Below are 19,570 nucleotides of genomic sequence, written 5' to 3'. Positions count from 1 at the left end.
CGTTATTTTTCCCCTTTGTTTGATTATGAAGAAAAAGGATAAACTAAATAAGAACATTTTCATTGAAAAATTGTTCAAGATTGCATACAATCAATATAGTTTTTAAATTCCTATCAGAATACTTGGAGGATTACAATCATGAAGAAATTATTTTCAGTGCTTGCAGTAACTACATTAGCGATCGGGATTGTAGCCGGCTGCGGTAAAGAAGAGAAAAAAGATACAGCTAGTCAAGACGCGTTACAAAAGATTAAACAAAGCGGTGAACTTGTAATTGGTACAGAAGGTACATACCCACCATTTACGTTCCACGATTCAAGCAATAAATTAACTGGATTTGATGTTGAATTAGCAGAAGAAGTTGCAAAACGTTTAGGTGTAAAACCTGTATTTAAAGAAACACAATGGGATAGCTTACTGGCTGGCCTAGATGCAAAACGTTTCGATATGGTTGCAAACGAAGTTGGTATTCGTGAAGATCGTCAAAAGAAATACGATTTCTCTAAGCCATACGTTTCATCTTCAGCGGCATTAGTTATTGCAAAAGATAAAGATAAGCCTGCTACATTTGCTGATGTAAAAGGACTAAAAGGAGCACAATCTTTAACGAGTAACTATGCAGATATCGCTAAGAAAAATGGTGCGGAAATTATTGGTGTAGAAGGATTTAGCCAAGCAGCAGAATTATTAGCTTCAGGACGCGTTGACTTCACAATCAATGATAAGTTATCAGTACTAAACTACTTAGAAACGAAAAAAGATGCGAAAATTAAAATTGTAGATACTGAAAAAGAAGCTTCAGAAAGTGGATTCTTATTCCGTAAAGGTAGCACTAAGCTTGTACAAGAAGTAGATAAAGCGTTAGAAGATATGAAAAAAGACGGTACGTATGACAAAATAACGAAAAAATGGTTCGGTGAAAATGTATCTAAGTAGTGCATTGGTTTCAGATCGATTGTCTACTTGGATAGATATTATGCAGTCTTCCTTCATGCCTATGCTGAAGGAAGCTGTTTTTACGACAATTCCATTAACGCTTATTACATTTATTATCGGGATTATACTGGCAACGTTAACAGCGCTCGCACGTATTTCTGGTAGCCGTATTTTACAATGGATTGCTCGTATCTATGTATCTATCATTCGCGGAACGCCACTTCTTGTACAGTTATTTATTATTTTCTATGGTCTTCCAACTCTTAATATTGAAGTTGAGCCATATACAGCAGCAGTTGTTGGATTTTCATTAAATGTCGGTGCATATGCATCTGAAATTATTCGTGCTTCTATCCTTTCCATTCCGAAAGGGCAGTGGGAAGCAGCTTACACAATTGGGATGACATATCCACAAGCATTAAAACGTGTTATTTTACCACAAGCAACGCGCGTATCAATTCCACCGCTTTCGAATACATTTATTAGCTTAGTGAAGGATACTTCATTAGCATCATTAATTTTAGTAACAGAAATGTTCCGAAAAGCGCAGGAGATTGCGGCGATGAACTACGAGTTTTTAATTGTTTATTTTGAAGCAGGTCTTATTTATTGGGTTATTTGTTTCTTATTATCAATCGTACAACAGATGTTAGAGAAGCGTTCAGAACGCTACACATTAAAATAATCCTTTTACAAAAGGAGTTTTTGTTTTTATGATTTCAATTCAGCACTTACAAAAAAGTTTCGGAGATAATACCGTACTAAAGCATATAGATTTAACAGTTGAGAAAGGCGAGGTTGTTGTTATTATTGGACCGTCTGGATCTGGTAAAACGACATTCTTACGTTGTCTTAACGTACTAGAAACACCAAACGCCGGTAGCATTCGCATCGGCAATAAAGAGCTTAATTTTGCTCAAAAAGTATCGAAGAAAGATATTGTAAATCTTCGTACGCAAACAGGTATGGTATTCCAGCACCATAACTTATTCCCTCATTTGACAGCACTTCAAAACGTAATGGAAGGACTCATTACAGTGAAAAAAGTAGGGAAAGAAGAAGCGAAGAAAAAAGCAAACTACTTCCTTGAAAAAGTTGGTTTAGCAGATAAAGTGGATTTATATCCATTTCAATTATCAGGCGGACAACAACAGCGTGTTGGAATTGCGCGCGCGCTTGCGATGGAGCCGGAAGTGTTACTATTTGATGAGCCGACGTCAGCACTTGATCCTGAACTTGTTCAAGAAGTTCTGAAAGTAATGAAAGAACTTGCTAAAGAAGGTATGACGATGGTCATTGTAACGCACGAAATGCGTTTTGCACATCAAATTGCGAACCGTGTTATTTTCATGGATGGCGGTGTCGTTGTTGAACAAGGTACACCAGAAGATGTATTTACAAATCCAAAAGAAGAACGTACGAAGAAGTTTTTACAAATGTTGCAATAAATTAAGGAAGGTCTCAAGGCATATGCCTTGAGACCTTTTTGCCATATATATTTATTTGTGGAATCCGCCAAGGCTTTGCTCAGCCATTGCAACTAGACGTTTTGTAATTTCTCCACCAACTGAACCGTTAGCACGAGCCGTAGAATCTGCTCCTAATTGTACACCAAATTCTTGAGCGATTTCGTACTTCATTTGATCGATTGCAGCTGTTGCACCTGGTACTACTAATTGATTTGAAGAATTTTGGTTTGCCATAGGAATATATCCTCCTTAGAGTTATAAAAGTTTTTTTGGTTGGACTAGCTGGAGTTGAACCAGATTATCGCCCCGGTTGGCGCTAATCCATCGGTAATTAAGTTTGTACTCATAGTATGGATGTTACCTAGAAAGATATACAAAATAATAATTTGTAAATTTTGTCAAAAAAACGTATTGATTTCGTAAATTATGAAATAAGAGTAATCGTTGTATTTTTAAGAAAACAGGCCAAACTAAGGAGGATATTAAATATAATTTTCTCATTGTAGCCTGCTACTTGTAGGCTAATCATTAGCTTCTTATTTATGATTTATTGAAATGAAATCGGTAGCAACTTCATAGTTCTATTTTTAAGTAGGGATGGAGTGACCGCTCCTATGCATGGGTAGGTGCTCTCTTCAATCTAAAAAAGAGAGGCTTTAAACGATAACGTATGGAGGAATCATGATGGGGATTTGCCCGCTTTGCAACGCATTAGAATCACAAACATATTCTTGTCAAAATTGCCAAAGTATACTCCAAGATTATGGGAAGTCTGTAGATTACATAGACGATTATAGTGCCTATATGGATCAAGAATTATTAAATGCAGTAGATGGTTTAACGCATAATAATTCAAATGAATATTGCAATCATATTTTTTATTGCGGAGTATGTAACGTGGAAACAGAGGTTGTAGTAAAACTTGTGTAAATAGAAAACTTCCACCTTATTATCTAGGTGGAAGTTTTTGTTTTTGTATTTGTGAGTGAATCATAGGGGAAGGGATATGTTCGGTATTTGATGAAGCCCCTGATTTTATTTGAGACATTTTTTCTTTTGTATCACGTAAAGAATGTTCAGTTAAGTAGACGGCATATTCGTAAAATAACTGGCGCGTCATTTCACTTTGCTCTTTTAATTTTTCATCTTGGAATACAGTTCGCCCAGGTTTAGAGTTGGCTTCAAAGAGCCACGGATTTTCCTTTGTGTCTAAACCGATATCAAAACCGATTTCTCCAATATTTCCGGTTACTTGTTCATCGAGCGCGTAACTTATTTGTAAGGCAGTATGTTTTAATTTGTTTTCAATTTGAACTTGTTTCGTTGAATCTGGAAAAAGCTCTTGTAGCAATTTTGTATCACCGCCGCTATTTACGTGCGTTGTTAAACTGCCTTTGCCGGCGATTTTGGCGACGATTGCACTAACTATCCAATTACCGAAATGATTTTTATTTGTATGAATGCGGAAATCAACAGGTTGCCCATCGAAGCGAAGTAACGAAATACCTTGCTGTACGATAAACTTTTTTAAATCATGTCCCTTTAATACGTGGTTTAGAAGAGTTTCTAATGATTGATACTTTCTCAGTTTATTTTCTTCATTTTCGCGATAACGACAGTAGTAGCAATTCTCTGTTTGAGAATAAAATATTTGATGAATATTTCTACCAAAGCTCCCGTGTATTGGTTTCATGTACACTGATTTATACGTGCCAAGAAACCGTTCTACTTGTTCAAAATGCTGAAATGCTTCTGTGTTTGGTAATAAGGGTCTAATTGATTCGTCTTTCATAAGAAGTTGATGAACTTCCCATTTATTGAAAAAACCTGGATTAAACCATGGAATGGAGTAGTCTTGTTCTAACTTTCTTTTTGCTCTGACGATTGGTTTGTAATTTTCTGCTTGTCGATTTGGTAATCGATCGTAAATGACATTTGGTAAAGGAACCTTTTTCTTTATCCATTGTTTCTCTTGAAAGAAATATCCTTCAATCGTTTCTTCTTCCCAGTTTATATGTTGAACGCCAAAGACGAATACGAACGGTCGTAATGAGAATGGTGGTGTTAACAACTCACTGAGGGCAATTGAACGATTTCCTAAAGGGATAGAAGAATCATCGTTAAAGCCAGTTGTGAAAATGCCGATTAATGGTCCGAAAATAATTGTTTGGTTTTGTGTGAATGCATGAATAGTGGTTGATTGAGGTAGTAAAAGTTTTTCAGCAATATGTTTTCCGATAATAATTTCGCGAGTAAAGGAATAATGAATTTTCACCTCTTCACTTGCAATGTGACGTATACCGAAGGAGAGGGATGTAATAGGTGGCGTAATAGAAAAAACGTAAGGTAAAGTAATACTATTTGGATGTTCATCTGAAATGTTTAATGTATATATATGTTCTTTCAAAATAGGTTTACCTCCTTTCATTATGGTGTAAAGCGACTGAATTTAAGTGGTCCGTGAAATATCTTTTCAGCTAATGAATCACTATGACGAATGTATTGTTCGTAAGGGGGAATCGTGTTGACATACATAAGCCAAATTGCGCCTTTTTGATCCATAATTGTGGAAAGTTCTAGTTCAAATAACGAAGAATAAGACTGATCTAGTGTTTGGAATACTTCATTTACAATGTCGTGTAAAGCATCTTGCAATAGTTGCACACCCGTACTAGATAGTACGTATTTAATTTTTGAAAATGAATGTAATGAATCATCGTCCGTTGTTGAGGGTAAAAGTTGATTAGGAAATGAGCTTTTTTGTATAAATTGACCGATAACATTCCAAGTTTGTTCTTTGTTTTTTTGCAAAATGGTTCGAATGTGGAGTGGATATGTTAATTGATTTGGTGGTTGTAGCATAGTGTGCGCTATGTAACGGGATGAACGTATGTTAGATTTACACCAAGATATAAATTCGTCTGTCCGTTTGATTGTAATAGAAGTATGGTATTTTTCATTTACTGTATCGATATGAAACGTTTTATTTTTGTAAGCAATTCGATATAAGTTATCCTTAGAATGTATATTAGTGGGGCGTATAATAATATCTTTAGTTTTTAACAACAGTTTGAAAATGTTTTGTATCGTTGCTATTTCAAATTTTGGTATATAAGGAGATAATTTTTTATTCGTGAGAAATAAATCATGTAGTTCGCTTAAGTCAATAAGTGTGTTATTTAAAAAGGTAGTGGTAGGACGATTGTGCAAAGAGTGAATAATTGATTTTGCTTTTTCAAAGTCTGTTTCCTCGTGAAAAGAATAACGATCATATATATAAGAAGGAATAGGGAATGTTTGCTCTTTCCATTTTCCTGTATCTGTATCGTAAATAAGACCAGAAACAAGGTCTGTTTTAGGATCAATACAAAATGGCGTAAACTGGGCAACGACATTATGATAAAGCCGAGCGCGTTTAGCGATTTCGGTGTAATATGTTTGCTCATAATGAAGTTTAGAAGCTAAAAGACCGAGAACCAACGAAATCACTCCTTTACTACTATTTGCATAATAGGCGAAGCTATATATTGCAAATACGTTTTTATACCATTATACTTTTGTCCGTATGATGATATGCTATAGTTTTGGAGAAGTGAAAGGTTGATTGTAATGAATATATGGTTAAATATGTTAACGACGACAGGACTCGGAGCAATTATTGGGGGATACACGAATCATTTAGCGATAAAAATGTTATTTCGTCCTCATCGCCCTATTTATATCGGAAAGTTTCAAGTTCCATTTACACCAGGATTAATTCCGAAACGTCGTGATGAACTTGCTGTTCAATTAGGGAAAATGGTCGTAGAACATTTGTTAACACCGGAAGGAATCGGAAAAAAGCTAACAAATGAAGAGTTTCAAAAAGGTTTAATCCACTGGGCGCAAGTGGAAGTGGATAAAGTAATTAAGAATGAACAATCACTGCGACATATGTTAGAAAAATGGAATGTAGCGCATGTAGAAGAAGAAGTGACTCAAAAAATTGAACATGTGATTACAGAAAAAATACAGGCATTTTTAGCTGAGTATTATACATATACATGGGAACAGGCTTTACCTCATTCTGTAAATGAAAAAGTAGAGAATGCGATTCCGAATGTCTCGGCGTTTATTTTAGAGCGAGGAATTAGCTTTTTTGAAAGTGAAGAAGGGAAAGGCCGTCTTTCAAAAATGATTGATGATTTCTTTGCTTCTCGCGGAACGCTACTTAACTTAGTCGGAATGTTTTTAGGAAATGTAAGTGTAGTGGATCGTGTGCAGCCAGAAGTTATTAAGTTTTTAGGGCAAGATGGTACAAAGCAGCTTTTAACTGACGTACTGCAAAAAGAGTGGGAAAAGTTAAAAGGAAGAGATGTAAAAGAATTAGAATCGTTTGTAGAGAAAGAAATGATTGTAAGCTCCGTGTTGTCAGCAGTTAAAGTAGAGGAAACAGTGAGTAAGTTTTTAAATCAATCTGTTCAGCAAGTATGTGAGCCAGTTCGAGAAACAATTATTGAAAAAGTGGTTCCAAGCACAGTAACGAAAGGCTTGAAGTGGGGAACAGAAAACGTAGAGAGTATACTAAACAATCTACATCTTGCGGAAATTGTCCAGCAAGAAGTGTCTACATTCTCAACAGAAAGATTAGAAGACTTAGTTCTGTCTATTACGAAAAATGAATTGAAAATGATTACGTATTTAGGAGCATTATTAGGTGGAATAATCGGACTCGTACAAGGATTGTTACTATTGTTTCTTAGATAATAAGGTGAGTACATAGAAATAAAAGTGAAATTTCTTCACATCTCTTGCATAGTTTGATATGGTAAGAAGAGGTGCGTATGTAAATGCACTGAAAAGGCAGTGCGTATGAAAAGCGCTAGCCTTCTAAGGAGGAAAAATAAAATGACAAAGAACATTCATGATGTTGCATATGAATTACAAAAAGCAATCGCTGAAAACGAAGACTTCAAAACTTTAAAAGAGAGCTACGCAGCAGTTCAAGCCGATGCGGCTTCAAAGAACTTATTTGATGAGTTCCGTACAATGCAACTTAGCCTACAACAAAAAATGATGCAAGGCCAAGAAATCACTGAAGAAGACAACCAACAAGCACAAGAAGTTGTAGCTCGCATTCAACAAGATGCTAAAATTACAAAATTAATGGAAACTGAGCAACGCCTAAACGTTGTAATCGGTGACGTTAACAAAATTATCATGAAGCCACTTGAAGAATTATATAGCGCGCAACAACAAGCGTAATAGTGGAAGACGCTCCTAGTTTAGGAGCGTCTTTTTTGTTTAGGGAATTTAATAGTTATACCACAAAAACTCCCTTTCAAAATAGCCATTTCTTATTGGTTATTTTGAAAGGGGTATGTAATACATCTAATTTTTTTTATTGCTGTTAATTGAAGTTTTAATGTTCTTTTCCTTCAAAAACTTTTCAATTTCTTTTTGCTTCCTACCATTAGCTTTCTCAAAGCGCTTTGTAAAAGAGAAATCAGTTTTGAATAAGTTACGATCTTGAGCGAGTTTGTCTAATTCTTGATCTAGTTCTACTGAAAGTGCTGTAGATGATGAAATAAATTCATATATTTCTTTTGAAGGCTTTTTGTAATCATCAGGGATTGTATTGTTACTAATAAAATTATGGAAGTTTGTATCATTTTGTTTCGCTAATTCTATTAGTTTTTGTAATTTTTCTCGGTCAGATTCAGTGATATTTTCATCGGATGTAGTGGATGAAAGTGGAACGATATTTTCGTCTAACTCTCCGCTATAATTTAAATAACTTTTTATATTTTGTTTCATTTCGTCTTCACTAATATTTTCATTTTTCTTTGAGGAACTAAATATATTTTCTGGAACTTTAATAGCAACATCTTTAATAGATTGGACATCGTTTTCTTCCTTAGGTTGTACACTGTTTGAACAAGCTGATAGAAATAACATTGTAAGTAACATGAGTGGATATAAAATATACTTTTTCATATTAATCTCCTTTTATATTCATTAGTATCTTTGTAAAATAGCTAAATTCCATTTTAAATACTTAACTAAAAGTGAGTATATATGTTTTATTAATTGATAAGATATGACGGATATTAGTAAGCCGATGCAAAAAGCTATAAATACATTATAAACATCGGAATAACTGATTTGATGAAACCCTTTAAAGAATCCTAATCCTATTAATAAGATAGGTGAAATAATTAATAATGGTGTAGCAATTATAAGTGCTAGAAGAAGCGGTAATAGAAAGAGTAATACGAAAAAGGCGATAATGATAAATATAAAGTTTAAAACACTTAAGCTCATAACAGAAAACAGTGCTGTCATAATATTTTTTAGGCTGCGTTTCTTGTCAGCTTTACTTATTACATATGAAATATTAAGTTCTTTAGCGATAGTTTTAGGGTTTCCTAGCTTTTTAGAAATTTCCTCTTCAGATATTCCATCTTGTTTACCACTAATAAAATGAGTTTCGTACTCCGAGATAATATCCTCCTTTTCTAAATTAGGCATATTCCGTAGGGAAGAACTAAGTTGCTCTAAAAATTCACTTTTGTTCATAACGATCACTTTCCTTTATAAAATGATGAATTATGGCTGAAAATCCTATCTTTTTTCTAAACAGCATACACAATCTATATCTACTTCTTGAAAGGAGATATACTAATTGCGAATAACATTCCAAATAATGGTTATTCCATTATTTACAAATATATCACTTACTATTGTTCTTTGCAAGGTACTATAAGATTGTTAATATTATAAATGGGTGAAAATATTTTTGCGTATTTTTAGAAGAGATATAAAAATGTTATTTTAAGATAAACAAAAGGTTGTAAGCGCATTCTTTAAAACTTGTCAAAATAATTTCAAATTCATATTGTTGGAAAAATAATGCATTTGTAATATAATGATAAAGATACTTCACCAGCTTAATTAACTAGGTGAAATTAAAATCTTTATTACACACATTATGAAATAAAGGGATGATTAGTTTGAGTACAGGTGTAAAAGCAAACGACGTGAAGACAAAAACAAAAGGAGCAGATCTTGTTGTTGATTGTTTAATTAAACAAGGTGTTACACATGTTTTCGGTATTCCAGGAGCAAAGATTGACTCTGTATTTGATGTATTGCAAGAAAGAGGACCAGAGTTAATCGTTTGTCGTCATGAACAAAATGCAGCATTTATGGCAGCTGCTATTGGTAGATTAACAGGGAAACCGGGCGTATGTCTTGTAACTTCAGGACCAGGGACATCAAATTTAGCGACAGGTCTTGTTACTGCGAATGCGGAGAGTGATCCCGTTGTTGCTTTAGCTGGTGCAGTACCGCGTACGGATCGATTAAAACGTACGCATCAATCTATGGATAATGCTGCACTATTCGAACCAATCACAAAATATAGCGTAGAAGTAGAGCATCCTGATAATGTGCCAGAAGCACTTAGTAATGCATTTCGAAGTGCGACTTCCACAAATCCGGGAGCTACTTTAGTAAGCCTTCCGCAAGACGTTATGACTGCGGAAACAACTGTAGAGTCTATCGGTGCGCTTTCTAAGCCACAGCTTGGAATCGCTCCCACACATGATATTACATATGTAGTAGAAAAAATAAAATCAGCGAAATTACCAGTTATTCTACTTGGTATGAGAGCGAGCACAAATGAAGTGACGAAAGCTGTTCGTAAATTAATTGCGGATACAGAACTTCCTGTTGTTGAAACATATCAAGCAGCTGGTGCGATTTCACGTGAGTTAGAAGATCATTTCTTCGGCCGCGTTGGCTTATTCCGTAACCAACCAGGTGATATTTTACTAGAAGAAGCAGACCTTGTGATTTCTATCGGTTATGATCCAATCGAGTATGATCCAAAATTCTGGAATAAACTTGGCGACAGAACGATTATTCATCTTGACGACCATCAAGCAGATATCGACCATGATTACCAACCAGAGCGTGAATTAATTGGAGATATTGCCTTAACGGTAAATAGCATCGCGGAGAAATTACCGAAACTTGTATTAAGTACGAAATCAGAAGCGGTATTAGAACGATTACGCGCGAAATTATCAGAACAAGCAGAAGTTCCGAACCGTGCTTCGGAGGGTGTTACGCATCCACTTCAAGTGATTCGTACACTTCGTTCTTTAATTAGTGACGATACAACTGTTACATGTGACATCGGTTCCCATTCTATTTGGATGGCGAGATGTTTCCGTTCTTATGAACCACGTAGATTATTATTTAGTAACGGTATGCAAACGTTAGGTGTTGCACTTCCTTGGGCAATCGCAGCTACTTTAGTAGAACCAGGTAAAAAAGTAGTTTCCGTATCAGGTGACGGTGGTTTCTTATTCTCAGCGATGGAGTTAGAAACGGCGGTACGTTTAAATTCTCCAATCGTCCATCTTGTTTGGAGAGACGGCACATATGATATGGTTGCATTCCAACAAATGATGAAATACGGTAGAACATCAGCTACAGAGTTTGGTGATGTTGATCTTGTGAAATATGCGGAAAGTTTCGGAGCGTTAGGTCTTCGTGTTAACACGCCTGATGAATTAGAAGAGGTATTAAAAGAAGCATTAGCAGCAGATGGTCCTGTCATTATTGATATTCCAATTGACTATCGTGACAATATTAAATTAAGCGAAAAATTATTACCAAACCAATTAAACTAATGGAGGCAGATTTGAGATGACTGTTGCGCAATTAATTGATATTGATGCAAAAAAAACGAAAACGAGTAATGAAGTATATCAAACATCTACAATGCTTGCGCTATTAGATGGTATATATGATGGTGTGATTAGCTTTGAAGATTTGAAAAAACATGGTGATTTTGGCATCGGCACATTTGATCAATTAGATGGTGAAATGATTGCATTTGATAATGAATTTTATCATTTACGTTCAGACGGTTCAGCAGAAAAAGTAGAACCAGAAGAAACAACACCATTTGCTACTGTAACGTTTTTTGAAAAAGAAATGAGTTATACGGTAGAGCATCCGATGAATCGTGAAGAAGTTGAAGCGTTATTACATGAATTAATGCCAAGTAAAAACTTATTTTACGGTATTCGAATGGACGGTACGTTCCGTGAAGTAAGAACGAGAACTGTTCCAAGACAAGAAAAACCGTATACACCGCTCGTTGAAGTGACGAAATCACAACCAATCTTTTCATTTGAAAATACAGAAGGTACGCTTGCTGGATTTTGGACACCAGATTATGCGCAAGGTATTGGTGTAGCTGGATTCCACTTACATTATATTGATGATGAAAGAAGCGGGGGTGGACATGTTTTCGACTATGTTATAGAAAACTGTACGATCCAAATTTGTCAAAAAGCTCATATGCATTTAGCACTTCCAGAAACAGCAGATTTTATGGCGGCTGAATTATCAAGAGAAAACTTAGAGGATAATATTGCAACTGCGGAAGGTGCAGAGTAAAAAGGGAAGCCAATTCGGCTTCTCTTTTATTTTGAGTTACTCCCGATATGCGGAATAATGCTCATCAGAAATAGAATAGTTCTCTTTACCAGTTAAGGCTGATACTTCTACTAATTGATGTCCAAGCCCATCCCATACTGTAACAGTATATAAGGATGACCATTTAATATTCCCACGAGCGAGTCGGAAAGAATAATAGTCGTTATCTGTTGTTACTAAAACTTTGTTATAAATAATATTTTTCGTTTTTTTATTTTGTAAAATAAGGACAAAGTCTAGTTTATCTTCTTGTTTCGGAATTTGTAGTATTCTTGCTATAAACATTCCATTTGGATTTTTCTTCGTTTTATATACTTTTTCTGATTCTATTTTTAGTTCAGGTTTGCCTCTCATAGTCTCTCCCTTTACATATGTTTATTTCTTTGAAACAAACGGATGCCCGTCATAATAAAAACGCCACGGATAATGTACAGCTTCTTCTGCATAGTCGATATTAATACGAGGTCCTGCTGCTATTTTATATTGTGATGATATATGTTCATCTTTTGGGACCAGTTCAATATGCAATGTGTCACTTTGTAATGATAAGCCTCGTTCTTTTAAAGTAATTCCGAGTGCACGGCATAGTTTGCCAGGACCGCTTGTTAAGTTTTTATATTGCGCTTTTGTAATGTCTGTTTTGTTGTAGCGCGCTAGTTTTATTTCTTCAATACCGTCTACTGGCTCAAGGGCTCGAATGAGAACACCTTGCGGGGTGCCCACTGGTGCTGTAATAACGTTAAAACAATGATACATACCGTAAATCAAATATACGTAAGCATGCCCTGGTGCGCCAAACATAACTTCTGTGCGATCTGTCCGTCTGCCGCCGTAACTATGTGCGGCCTTATCATCTGGGCCTTTATATGCTTCTACTTCTACAATGATTCCGCTTCGCTTTATTCCGTCTACAATATGAACAAGTTTTTGCCCGAGTAATTTTTTTGCGACTTCTAACGTATCGCCTTCATAAAAAGAAGGAGGTGCCTGCATTGTACTATCTCCTTTACTAAGTGTATATGTATATAGTAAACCAAATTTTCAGTAGTAATTCTAACTCGTTCTATTTGTTACATTTATTTCATAAATTATGGATAGAGTACAACAGCGAAGAGGGGGAGTGCGACATGATTTATCGCTTACTAGCTCTTAATATAGATGGGACACTACTATACAACAATGGAAAAATTGCAAAAGGATTAAGAGAAACAATTGAATTTGTGAAAAGAAAAGATGTATACGTTACGTTATTTACGAGCCGTAATTTTCAATCCGCTCATAAAGTAGCAAAGGCGTTAAAATTAGATTCTATATTAGTGACACATGGTGGTGCTTTCGTTTCAGCAACGTTAGATAAGCCGTACGTTCAAAGAAGATTATCTGAAGAGAAGACTTTTAACATTGTGCAAGTGTTAGAGCACTTTGATTGTAACGTACGTATTTCTCATGAACGGTTTTCGATAGGAAATCGTGAGAGAAATACACCAAACTTAATTGCGCGCACTGTATTATCAAGCGCAGATCCGTTATTTTATCCAGTTCAATTTGTAGATTCGTTAGGTGACGCGCTTCGTGACCATCCGGTAGCGGCGCCAAAAATTGATGTTCTTTTCCAAAGTAAAGGTGAAAAAGAACGCGGGCTAAATACATTAAGAAAAGCATTCCAAGATGTAGAGTATGTTGAATGTGATTCAAAACGAATAGAAATCTTACCGCAAAATGTATCAAAGTTACGCGGATTACAATTGCTTGGAGAGCATTTAAATATTTCGCTAAATGAAATGGTTGCGATTGGAGATAGTATGGAAGATTTAGAGGTTATTGAAAACGTGGGACTTGGTGTAGCGATGGGGAACGCACCTGTAGAGTTAAAGCAAGCAGCAGATTGGATTACACGTTCAAATAGTGAGAACGGTGTAGAATACATGATTAAAGAGCATTTCCGTAAGCAATTCCCGCTTCCGTTTTTGAAGAATCATAAAAATACACCGAAACGATGAAAGAAAAACGTAGCTTTTTGGCTACGTTTTTTTTTGTTGAGCTTATTAAAATGAATGAAAACGTTTTAAATTGTGAATTGTGTATGGGATTCATACAATTCACTTGAATCCTTTAGAAAACTAATGTAAAGTGGATGATGTTGCCAAAACAGTTACACCACATGAAATATTCTTCAGATTAATTTTATTGAGCTCCCGTACGTAAAAACATTTCCGCATGATAGTTTAGTTCACGTATTATTTCAAAAATGAATTGTAGTAATTTTATTAAGTAGTTGTAGCGTTCCTTTGTTTTATTTAAATGGATTATTTTAAGTTAATGTGAGTAAGACCTGGTACATATGAAATGTGCTTCTTTTTGTGATTTTAGGAAGTTTAAAAGGGGGAATGAATTTCTTGAGGAAATCATTTAATCAAAAAATTAAAAAGTTAAGTAGTAGTTTAATAGTTGTATTACTAATATGTATGAATTTTTTAATCCATTTACCATTTAAAGCGGAGGCAGCTACAACAGAGTTAAAAGGTTTAGGTGATGTATCTTATTACAACGCCATCATTTTTGGAGATCATAGTGCAACGAGTGCGGATATTGAAGGTGCGATGGCTGTTCAGAAAAATATGAACGCATCAAGTTATACAGTCGTAGCGGCTGCAACTGGAGCAAATAACTTAGCTGGAGCAACTTGGGTAGATGAAGGATATCCATCATTATTACTAGGCGGTCAATTTACGAAAGCGGGAGCAGGACAGGTAATTATTCAAGATGGAACAGTGGCGATGACAAAAGACGGTGACCCAGATGGCGCAATGAAAACGTCATATGACCGTATCTCTTATAAAGAGCAAGCGGAGATTGATGCTAAGTTTAAAGAATTTAGAAAAGACGTTGATGGTGTAATTGGGGATGCAAGTAAACTATACACTGATAAGCCAAAACCTAATATGAGCTTTGGAATCGGTGAAGATGTAAACAACCCTAATATTTATGTCTCTTCAGGCCAGACGGGAAAGAAAGCATTTGATGTAAAAGACGTTTTTCTTCCGAATGTAGAGAATAAAGACTTTATTGTTATTTATTCAGATGCAGAAGAAGTGAGTTTTGGTGGCGGTGCAATTTTGTATGATACAAGAAATACTGGGATGGCGACGGATTTAATTAATACATCTCAAGCATACGATCCTAATTCATCTTTTACTGAGTTAGCTAGTAAGGTAATTTGGGTATTTCCTAATGCTACAAAGATAACAACTAAAGGTTATGGTGTAGTAGGTAGTGTGTTTGCACCTAATGCAGTTGTAGAAACAAAAGGTGGTTCTATTAATGGACAAGCCTATGTTGGAGGATTACACCAAAGAGATGGTTTTGAGGTTCATAACTTTAAATTTAACTGGCCAAAGTGGAATAAACCAGCAGTTGAAAAAGGACATTTACAAATTAAAAAAGTTGATGAAAACGATGAAAACATTGTTTTAAAAGACGCAAAATTTGATGTTATAGACAAAGATAATAACGTTGTGGCTACTGTTACAACAAACGAAAAGGGTATTGCGGAAGTTAAAGATTTACCACTTGGTGACTATTTTGTAAAAGAAATAAATGCACCAGAAGGATATATAAAAGTTGATACACCAGTCAAAGTAACAATTGATAATACAAACGTAATTGAACTTGTTATGAAGAATACGAGAAAAGTAGAGAATGGCCAATTTAAATTATTGAAAAAAGATAGTGAATCTGGTCAACTTCTACCAGGTGCAAAATTTGATGTTATCGATAAAGATGGGAAAGTTGTGGAAACAATTGTTACAGATGATAAAGGTGAAGCCTTATCGAAACAACTTCCAGTTGGAAGCTATACATTAAAAGAAGTAGAAGCACCGAAAGGATATGAATTATCATCTAGTTCAGTTTCTGTTGATGTAGAGGCTAATAAAGTAGTGACTGTAGATGTGGTGAATAAAAAGATCTCCGAAAAAGTAACGGGTCAATTTGAAATCGTGAAAGTAGATGCGAAAGATAAAACGAAAGTATTATCAGATGCAGAATTCGAAGTGTATAAAGATGGTAAAAAGGTAGCAGAACTAAAAACAGATGAGAGTGGAAAAGTGATGTCACCGAAATTACCGCTAGGTGAATACACAGTGAAAGAAACGAAAGCACCAGCGGGCTACAAGCTTTCAAATAAAGAATGGAAAGTAACAATTCAAAACGAGAAAGAAGTAGTAAAAGTAGAGGCAGAAAACGAAAAAATCTTAGGTTCTCTACAAATTATTAAAATGGATGATAAAGATCAAACGAAACGCTTAGCAGGCGCAAAATTTACATTGAAAGATGCGAAAGGAAATGTTGTAAAAGAAGGAATTACAACAGATAAGTCTGGAACGGTTAAAGTAGACGGACTTGTGCCAGGTGAATATACGTTAGAAGAAACAAAAGCACCAGAAGGTTATGAGTTAACAAAACAAATAATTCATGTAACAGTTGACGGTGAAAAAGTTGTTGATGTAAAAGTAACGAACAGTAAGAGCCTTGGTCAATTCGAAATTGTAAAAGTAGATGCGGAAGATAAAACGAAAGTATTATCAGATGCAGAATTCGAAGTGTATAAAGATGGTAAAAAAGTAGATACGTTACGAACAGATAAAACTGGTAAAGTAGTTTCACAGAAATTAGAGCCAGGAAAGTACACATTAAAAGAAACGAAAGCACCACAAGGATATAAGTTGTTAAAAGAAGAAATTGAAGTCGTTGTGGAAGCAAACAAAGTAGTAGAAGTACAAGTAGAAAACGTAAAAGAACTAGGAAGCTTACAAGTAATCAAAAAGGATTCGGAGAGTGGAAAAGTTCTAGCAGGTGCAGAATTTAAATTAAAGAACGAAGCTGGTCAAGTAGTTGGAGAAGCGAAAACAACGAATAAAGACGGCGTTGTGAAATTCAAAAGCTTAGTGCCAGGAAAGTATACGTTAGAAGAAACGAAAGCACCAGAAGGTTATAAGGCGTTAGAAGTAACAGTAGAAGTAAACGTTGTAGCAAATGAAGTAGTAAAACAAGAAGTTATGAATGAAAAAGTGAAAGAAGAAATTACAGGTCAATTAGAAATTACAAAGGTAGATGCCAATAATACAAATAAAACTTTAGCAGGCGCAGTGTTTGAAATTTGGAAAGACGGAACAAAAATCGACACATTAACAACAAACAAGAGCGGTAAAGCGACTTCTAAGAAGTTAGAACCAGGAGATTACACTTTAAAAGAAATCCAAGCGCCAGAAGGATATACTTTATCCGATAAGGAAATGAAATTTACGATTTCTAATGAAAAAATTGAAGTTGTAAAGCTTCAAATTACAAATAAAAAAGATACAGAAAAAGGTCCGGAAAAACCAGGTGAAGGAACAGAAAAACCAGGTGAAGGAACAGAAAAGCCGGGTGAAGGAACAGAGAAGCCAGGTGAAGGAACAGAGAAGCCAGGTGAAGGAACAGAGAAGCCAGGTGAAGGAACAGAAAAGCCGGGTGAAGGAACAGAGAAGCCGGGTGAAGGAACAGAAAAACCAGGTGAGGGAGTAGAAAAACCTAATTTACCAGAAAAAGGACAAGGTTCTTCTAATAATCAACAACTTCCAGCTACAGGACACAATACGAATTACGTTCCATTCATCGGTTTTATGCTTCTGTTACTAGGAATACGTTTAAGATTCATGGCTAAAAATAGTTAAAAGATGTATAAAAGGCATCAGAGATTATACAATCTCTGATGCCTTTTAAATTAATACAGATAAATATTTTAAGCTTCAATTACGCTAAGCATTCTGTTTATAAATGCAGCTGCGTGAGCGCGTTGTGATGGTCCTTTTGGTACGAATTGATTAAATTCATTACCTTTTACAATTCCAAATCCATACACTCTTTGTACTTCTTGTTTAGCGTAAATTAAGTTTTGGTCTACAAATGGTAGTTCAACTTGTTTTGCAAAAATACCAGCGTGTTTTAGAGAACGATCAATCATAATAACAGCTTCTTCACGTGTAATTGTGGTATTTGGATCAAATGTATTATCACCACGTCCGCGGATTATGCCTGCGCTTGCTGCACGATTAATACCGTCTCTTAAAGATGGGTGTACTTGTTCTAAGTCTGTGAACTTAGCATTTCCACTTGGTAATTGTAAAGCACGAGTAATTAGTGTAGCGAATTCAGCACGCGTTACAAGACGTTCTGGGAAGTACTTGCCGTTCCCTTCTCCTTGCATAATGCCTCTAGCTGCTAATTGACGAATGTCTTGTTCATACCATCCACCTGTAATGTCATCAGTTACTGGATCTTTTTGGTTTTCCTTATAGTATGTTTCAGTTCCTTTTAAGAAAGCATTCCATTGTCCGCGTTGAATCATAAACGCAGGGCAGTTTTTCCCTGACCAAAATTGATGTTTTTGGACCTTATCTAGAGAAATATTTAAGTCGTTCATTAAATAAGCTGCCAATTTACGGGCATTTTCTACCGCTTTTTCATAGTTTCCATCTTGATTAACGGCAATTTCAATTCCGATAGATTCATAGTTTCCAGTTTTATTTCCAGCATGCCATCCAACTTCATTTACTGGAAGATGTTGATAAATTTCTTTATCATCTACTGTGAAATGCCAAGATGCGGCGCGATCAGCTGTTCCGCGTGCTTGATTATCTAAGAATTTTGCATGATTTAGAGCATTAGCACCTTTCGCTGTATTAGCCGTTTCGTGAATCGTAATATATTTAGGTACCATCGGGTAGCCAGGGCGAATATCGTCATTTCCTTTAGGGACAATCATTTCTTTAAATGTAACGCCATAAATATTGTTTGTTTGTAGAGCATCTGGAGCTCTTAATAAACTATTTTTAGCAGAACGAACGTTTTTTAGTAATGAAGCTTTTGTACCTTCAAATGTAGCAGAAGGTGCATAAATCCATTTTGCTGTTTCATTTATTTGGACTTTAAACCAATTTCCAGCTTGTTCAGTAGGAGTAATGACTTGTGGCTGTAGTTTCCCTTCTTCGTTAAACGATTGGAACGGAAGTGCATGTATGGAAGCTTCTTCTTTTACGATTAATTTTTGGTTAGATAGTTTATGAATCTCTTGAACTTCTAAGCTATTATCATTGTTATCTATCCATCCAGCGCCAGTTGACGTCGTTATGTAGTAAGCATTTCCTTTTTTCTTTGTCGCCGTTACGACTTGTTCTGTAATCTCGATATTCGATTTGTTTTTTAAATCATTCGCGGTATATAATGAATGTTTTTTTGAAGTGTATAGTAGGAATTGACCAGTAACCTCGATATCTTCTTCATGAGTACTATGCTCATTAACATGCTCTTTAATACTTTTAAAAACTTGATCCTCCGTATATACTTCGGCGGATTTTTCAGCACTCTCTGCAAATGAATAAGTAGGTGCAAGAACAGTTTGTAATGCAAGAGAGAGAGTTAATACACTATAAAATTTCTTTTTCATATTTTTTTTAACACATTAGATTATGGAATCTAGTGTTAACATTCCTCCTTTATATATTGTATTTTCGCTATGTAACGATTTTTTGTACTAATAAATTTTAACAAGAGAAAATCATGATGTCTATATACATGAGCGATATTCATAAAAAGAATTATTTGAAAAAATGTAAGAGAAACAGGTAAAA

Annotated in this window: 18 protein-coding genes; 10 read left to right on the top strand and 8 right to left on the bottom strand. The window is 35.3% G+C overall.

The genetic code is table 11. The annotated features are described in order from the left end of the window. The first annotated feature begins 138 nt into the window (after positions 1-138). From ASE54_RS32610 to ASE54_RS32600, 3 genes are read left to right on the top strand one after another with little or no spacing between them, the layout of a single operon-like run. Entirely contained in the window at positions 139-936 is a 798-nt protein-coding gene (locus tag ASE54_RS32610; protein ID WP_000732844.1) for an amino acid ABC transporter substrate-binding protein, read from the top strand. Beyond that, the gene (locus ASE54_RS32605; protein ID WP_000281496.1) at positions 923-1,621 is read left to right on the top strand and encodes an amino acid ABC transporter permease; all 699 of its coding nucleotides are present in this window, start codon (positions 923-925) and stop codon (positions 1,619-1,621) included. Before ASE54_RS32610 ends, ASE54_RS32605 begins: the two co-directional genes overlap by 14 nt. A gap of 28 nt (positions 1,622-1,649) precedes the next feature. Beyond that, positions 1,650-2,384, top strand: coding sequence for an amino acid ABC transporter ATP-binding protein (locus ASE54_RS32600; protein WP_000623613.1), 735 nt, complete (start codon positions 1,650-1,652; stop codon positions 2,382-2,384). A 51-nt stretch (positions 2,385-2,435) separates the two neighbouring features. Here the strand turns inward: ASE54_RS32600 and sasP are convergent, their stop codons facing one another. Beyond that, complete coding sequence (sasP, locus tag ASE54_RS32595; protein ID WP_000013338.1) at positions 2,436-2,639, bottom strand: small acid-soluble spore protein, SasP family; 204 nt, start codon at positions 2,637-2,639, stop codon at positions 2,436-2,438. 450 nt (positions 2,640-3,089) lie between these two features. Between sasP and ASE54_RS32590 the strand changes: the two genes are divergently transcribed. Beyond that, on the top strand, positions 3,090-3,335 hold the full coding sequence (locus ASE54_RS32590; protein WP_000510472.1) for a hypothetical protein: 246 nt from the start codon (positions 3,090-3,092) through the stop codon (positions 3,333-3,335). Positions 3,336-3,354: 19 nt separating this feature from the next. Here the strand turns inward: ASE54_RS32590 and ASE54_RS32585 are convergent, their stop codons facing one another. Then, positions 3,355-4,812 (bottom strand): YheC/YheD family protein, encoded by a 1,458-nt coding sequence (locus tag ASE54_RS32585; protein ID WP_000658095.1) that lies wholly within the window; start codon positions 4,810-4,812, stop codon positions 3,355-3,357. Positions 4,813-4,832: 20 nt separating this feature from the next. Then, complete coding sequence (locus ASE54_RS32580; protein ID WP_000242802.1) at positions 4,833-5,885, bottom strand: YheC/YheD family protein; 1,053 nt, start codon at positions 5,883-5,885, stop codon at positions 4,833-4,835. 129 nt (positions 5,886-6,014) lie between these two features. Here ASE54_RS32580 and ASE54_RS32575 point away from each other — a divergent pair, with 129 nt between their 5' ends. Together ASE54_RS32575 and ASE54_RS32570 are read left to right on the top strand one after the other, a co-directional pair. Further along, complete coding sequence (locus ASE54_RS32575; protein WP_003281617.1) at positions 6,015-7,151, top strand: DUF445 family protein; 1,137 nt, start codon at positions 6,015-6,017, stop codon at positions 7,149-7,151. A gap of 141 nt (positions 7,152-7,292) precedes the next feature. Beyond that, complete coding sequence (locus ASE54_RS32570) at positions 7,293-7,649, top strand: YlbF/YmcA family competence regulator (protein WP_000164612.1); 357 nt, start codon at positions 7,293-7,295, stop codon at positions 7,647-7,649. 126 nt (positions 7,650-7,775) lie between these two features. On the opposite strand, the gene ASE54_RS32565 is transcribed toward ASE54_RS32570, so the two are convergent. Both ASE54_RS32565 and ASE54_RS32560 read right to left on the bottom strand, forming a co-directional pair. Beyond that, a complete protein-coding gene (locus tag ASE54_RS32565) occupies positions 7,776-8,381 on the bottom strand; it encodes an NDxxF motif lipoprotein (protein ID WP_000760031.1) in 606 nt (201 codons plus the stop codon). A gap of 21 nt (positions 8,382-8,402) precedes the next feature. After that, entirely contained in the window at positions 8,403-8,963 is a 561-nt protein-coding gene (locus ASE54_RS32560) for a DUF1700 domain-containing protein (RefSeq protein ID WP_001042963.1), read from the bottom strand. Between the two features lie 434 nt (positions 8,964-9,397). Between ASE54_RS32560 and alsS the strand changes: the two genes are divergently transcribed. Both alsS and alsD read left to right on the top strand, forming a co-directional pair. After that, a complete protein-coding gene (alsS, locus tag ASE54_RS32555; RefSeq protein ID WP_000103522.1) occupies positions 9,398-11,086 on the top strand; it encodes an acetolactate synthase AlsS in 1,689 nt (562 codons plus the stop codon). 16 nt (positions 11,087-11,102) lie between these two features. Then, positions 11,103-11,861: an alpha-acetolactate decarboxylase gene (gene alsD / locus ASE54_RS32550; protein WP_000215018.1), complete on the top strand. Its 759-nt coding sequence runs from the start codon at positions 11,103-11,105 to the stop codon at positions 11,859-11,861. A gap of 36 nt (positions 11,862-11,897) precedes the next feature. On the opposite strand, the gene ASE54_RS32545 is transcribed toward alsD, so the two are convergent. Both ASE54_RS32545 and ASE54_RS32540 read right to left on the bottom strand, forming a co-directional pair. Beyond that, positions 11,898-12,254 carry a hypothetical protein gene (locus ASE54_RS32545; protein WP_001214381.1) on the bottom strand — a complete coding sequence of 119 codons (357 nt, stop codon included), beginning with the start codon at positions 12,252-12,254 and terminating at the stop codon, positions 11,898-11,900. A gap of 21 nt (positions 12,255-12,275) precedes the next feature. After that, positions 12,276-12,893: a DNA-3-methyladenine glycosylase gene (locus ASE54_RS32540; RefSeq protein WP_001148792.1), complete on the bottom strand. Its 618-nt coding sequence runs from the start codon at positions 12,891-12,893 to the stop codon at positions 12,276-12,278. Between the two features lie 134 nt (positions 12,894-13,027). On the opposite strand from ASE54_RS32540, the gene ASE54_RS32535 reads away from it, so the two are divergent. Together ASE54_RS32535 and ASE54_RS32530 are read left to right on the top strand one after the other, a co-directional pair. Beyond that, complete coding sequence (locus ASE54_RS32535) at positions 13,028-13,900, top strand: Cof-type HAD-IIB family hydrolase (RefSeq protein ID WP_000640419.1); 873 nt, start codon at positions 13,028-13,030, stop codon at positions 13,898-13,900. A gap of 387 nt (positions 13,901-14,287) precedes the next feature. Next, the gene (locus ASE54_RS32530; protein WP_043333443.1) at positions 14,288-17,614 is read left to right on the top strand and encodes a SpaA isopeptide-forming pilin-related protein; all 3,327 of its coding nucleotides are present in this window, start codon (positions 14,288-14,290) and stop codon (positions 17,612-17,614) included. A 68-nt stretch (positions 17,615-17,682) separates the two neighbouring features. Here the strand turns inward: ASE54_RS32530 and ASE54_RS36080 are convergent, their stop codons facing one another. Beyond that, the gene (locus ASE54_RS36080; RefSeq protein ID WP_000726533.1) at positions 17,683-19,386 is read right to left on the bottom strand and encodes an S-layer homology domain-containing protein; all 1,704 of its coding nucleotides are present in this window, start codon (positions 19,384-19,386) and stop codon (positions 17,683-17,685) included. Positions 19,387-19,570 lie beyond the last annotated feature (184 nt).

Origin of the sequence: Bacillus sp. Root131, assembly GCF_001429475.1 — a bacterium.
GTDB classification, from domain to species: domain Bacteria; phylum Bacillota; class Bacilli; order Bacillales; family Bacillaceae_G; genus Bacillus_A; species Bacillus_A thuringiensis_S.
The sequence above is the reverse complement of the archived record's forward strand: the minus strand, read 5'-3'. Positions and strand labels throughout refer to the sequence as shown.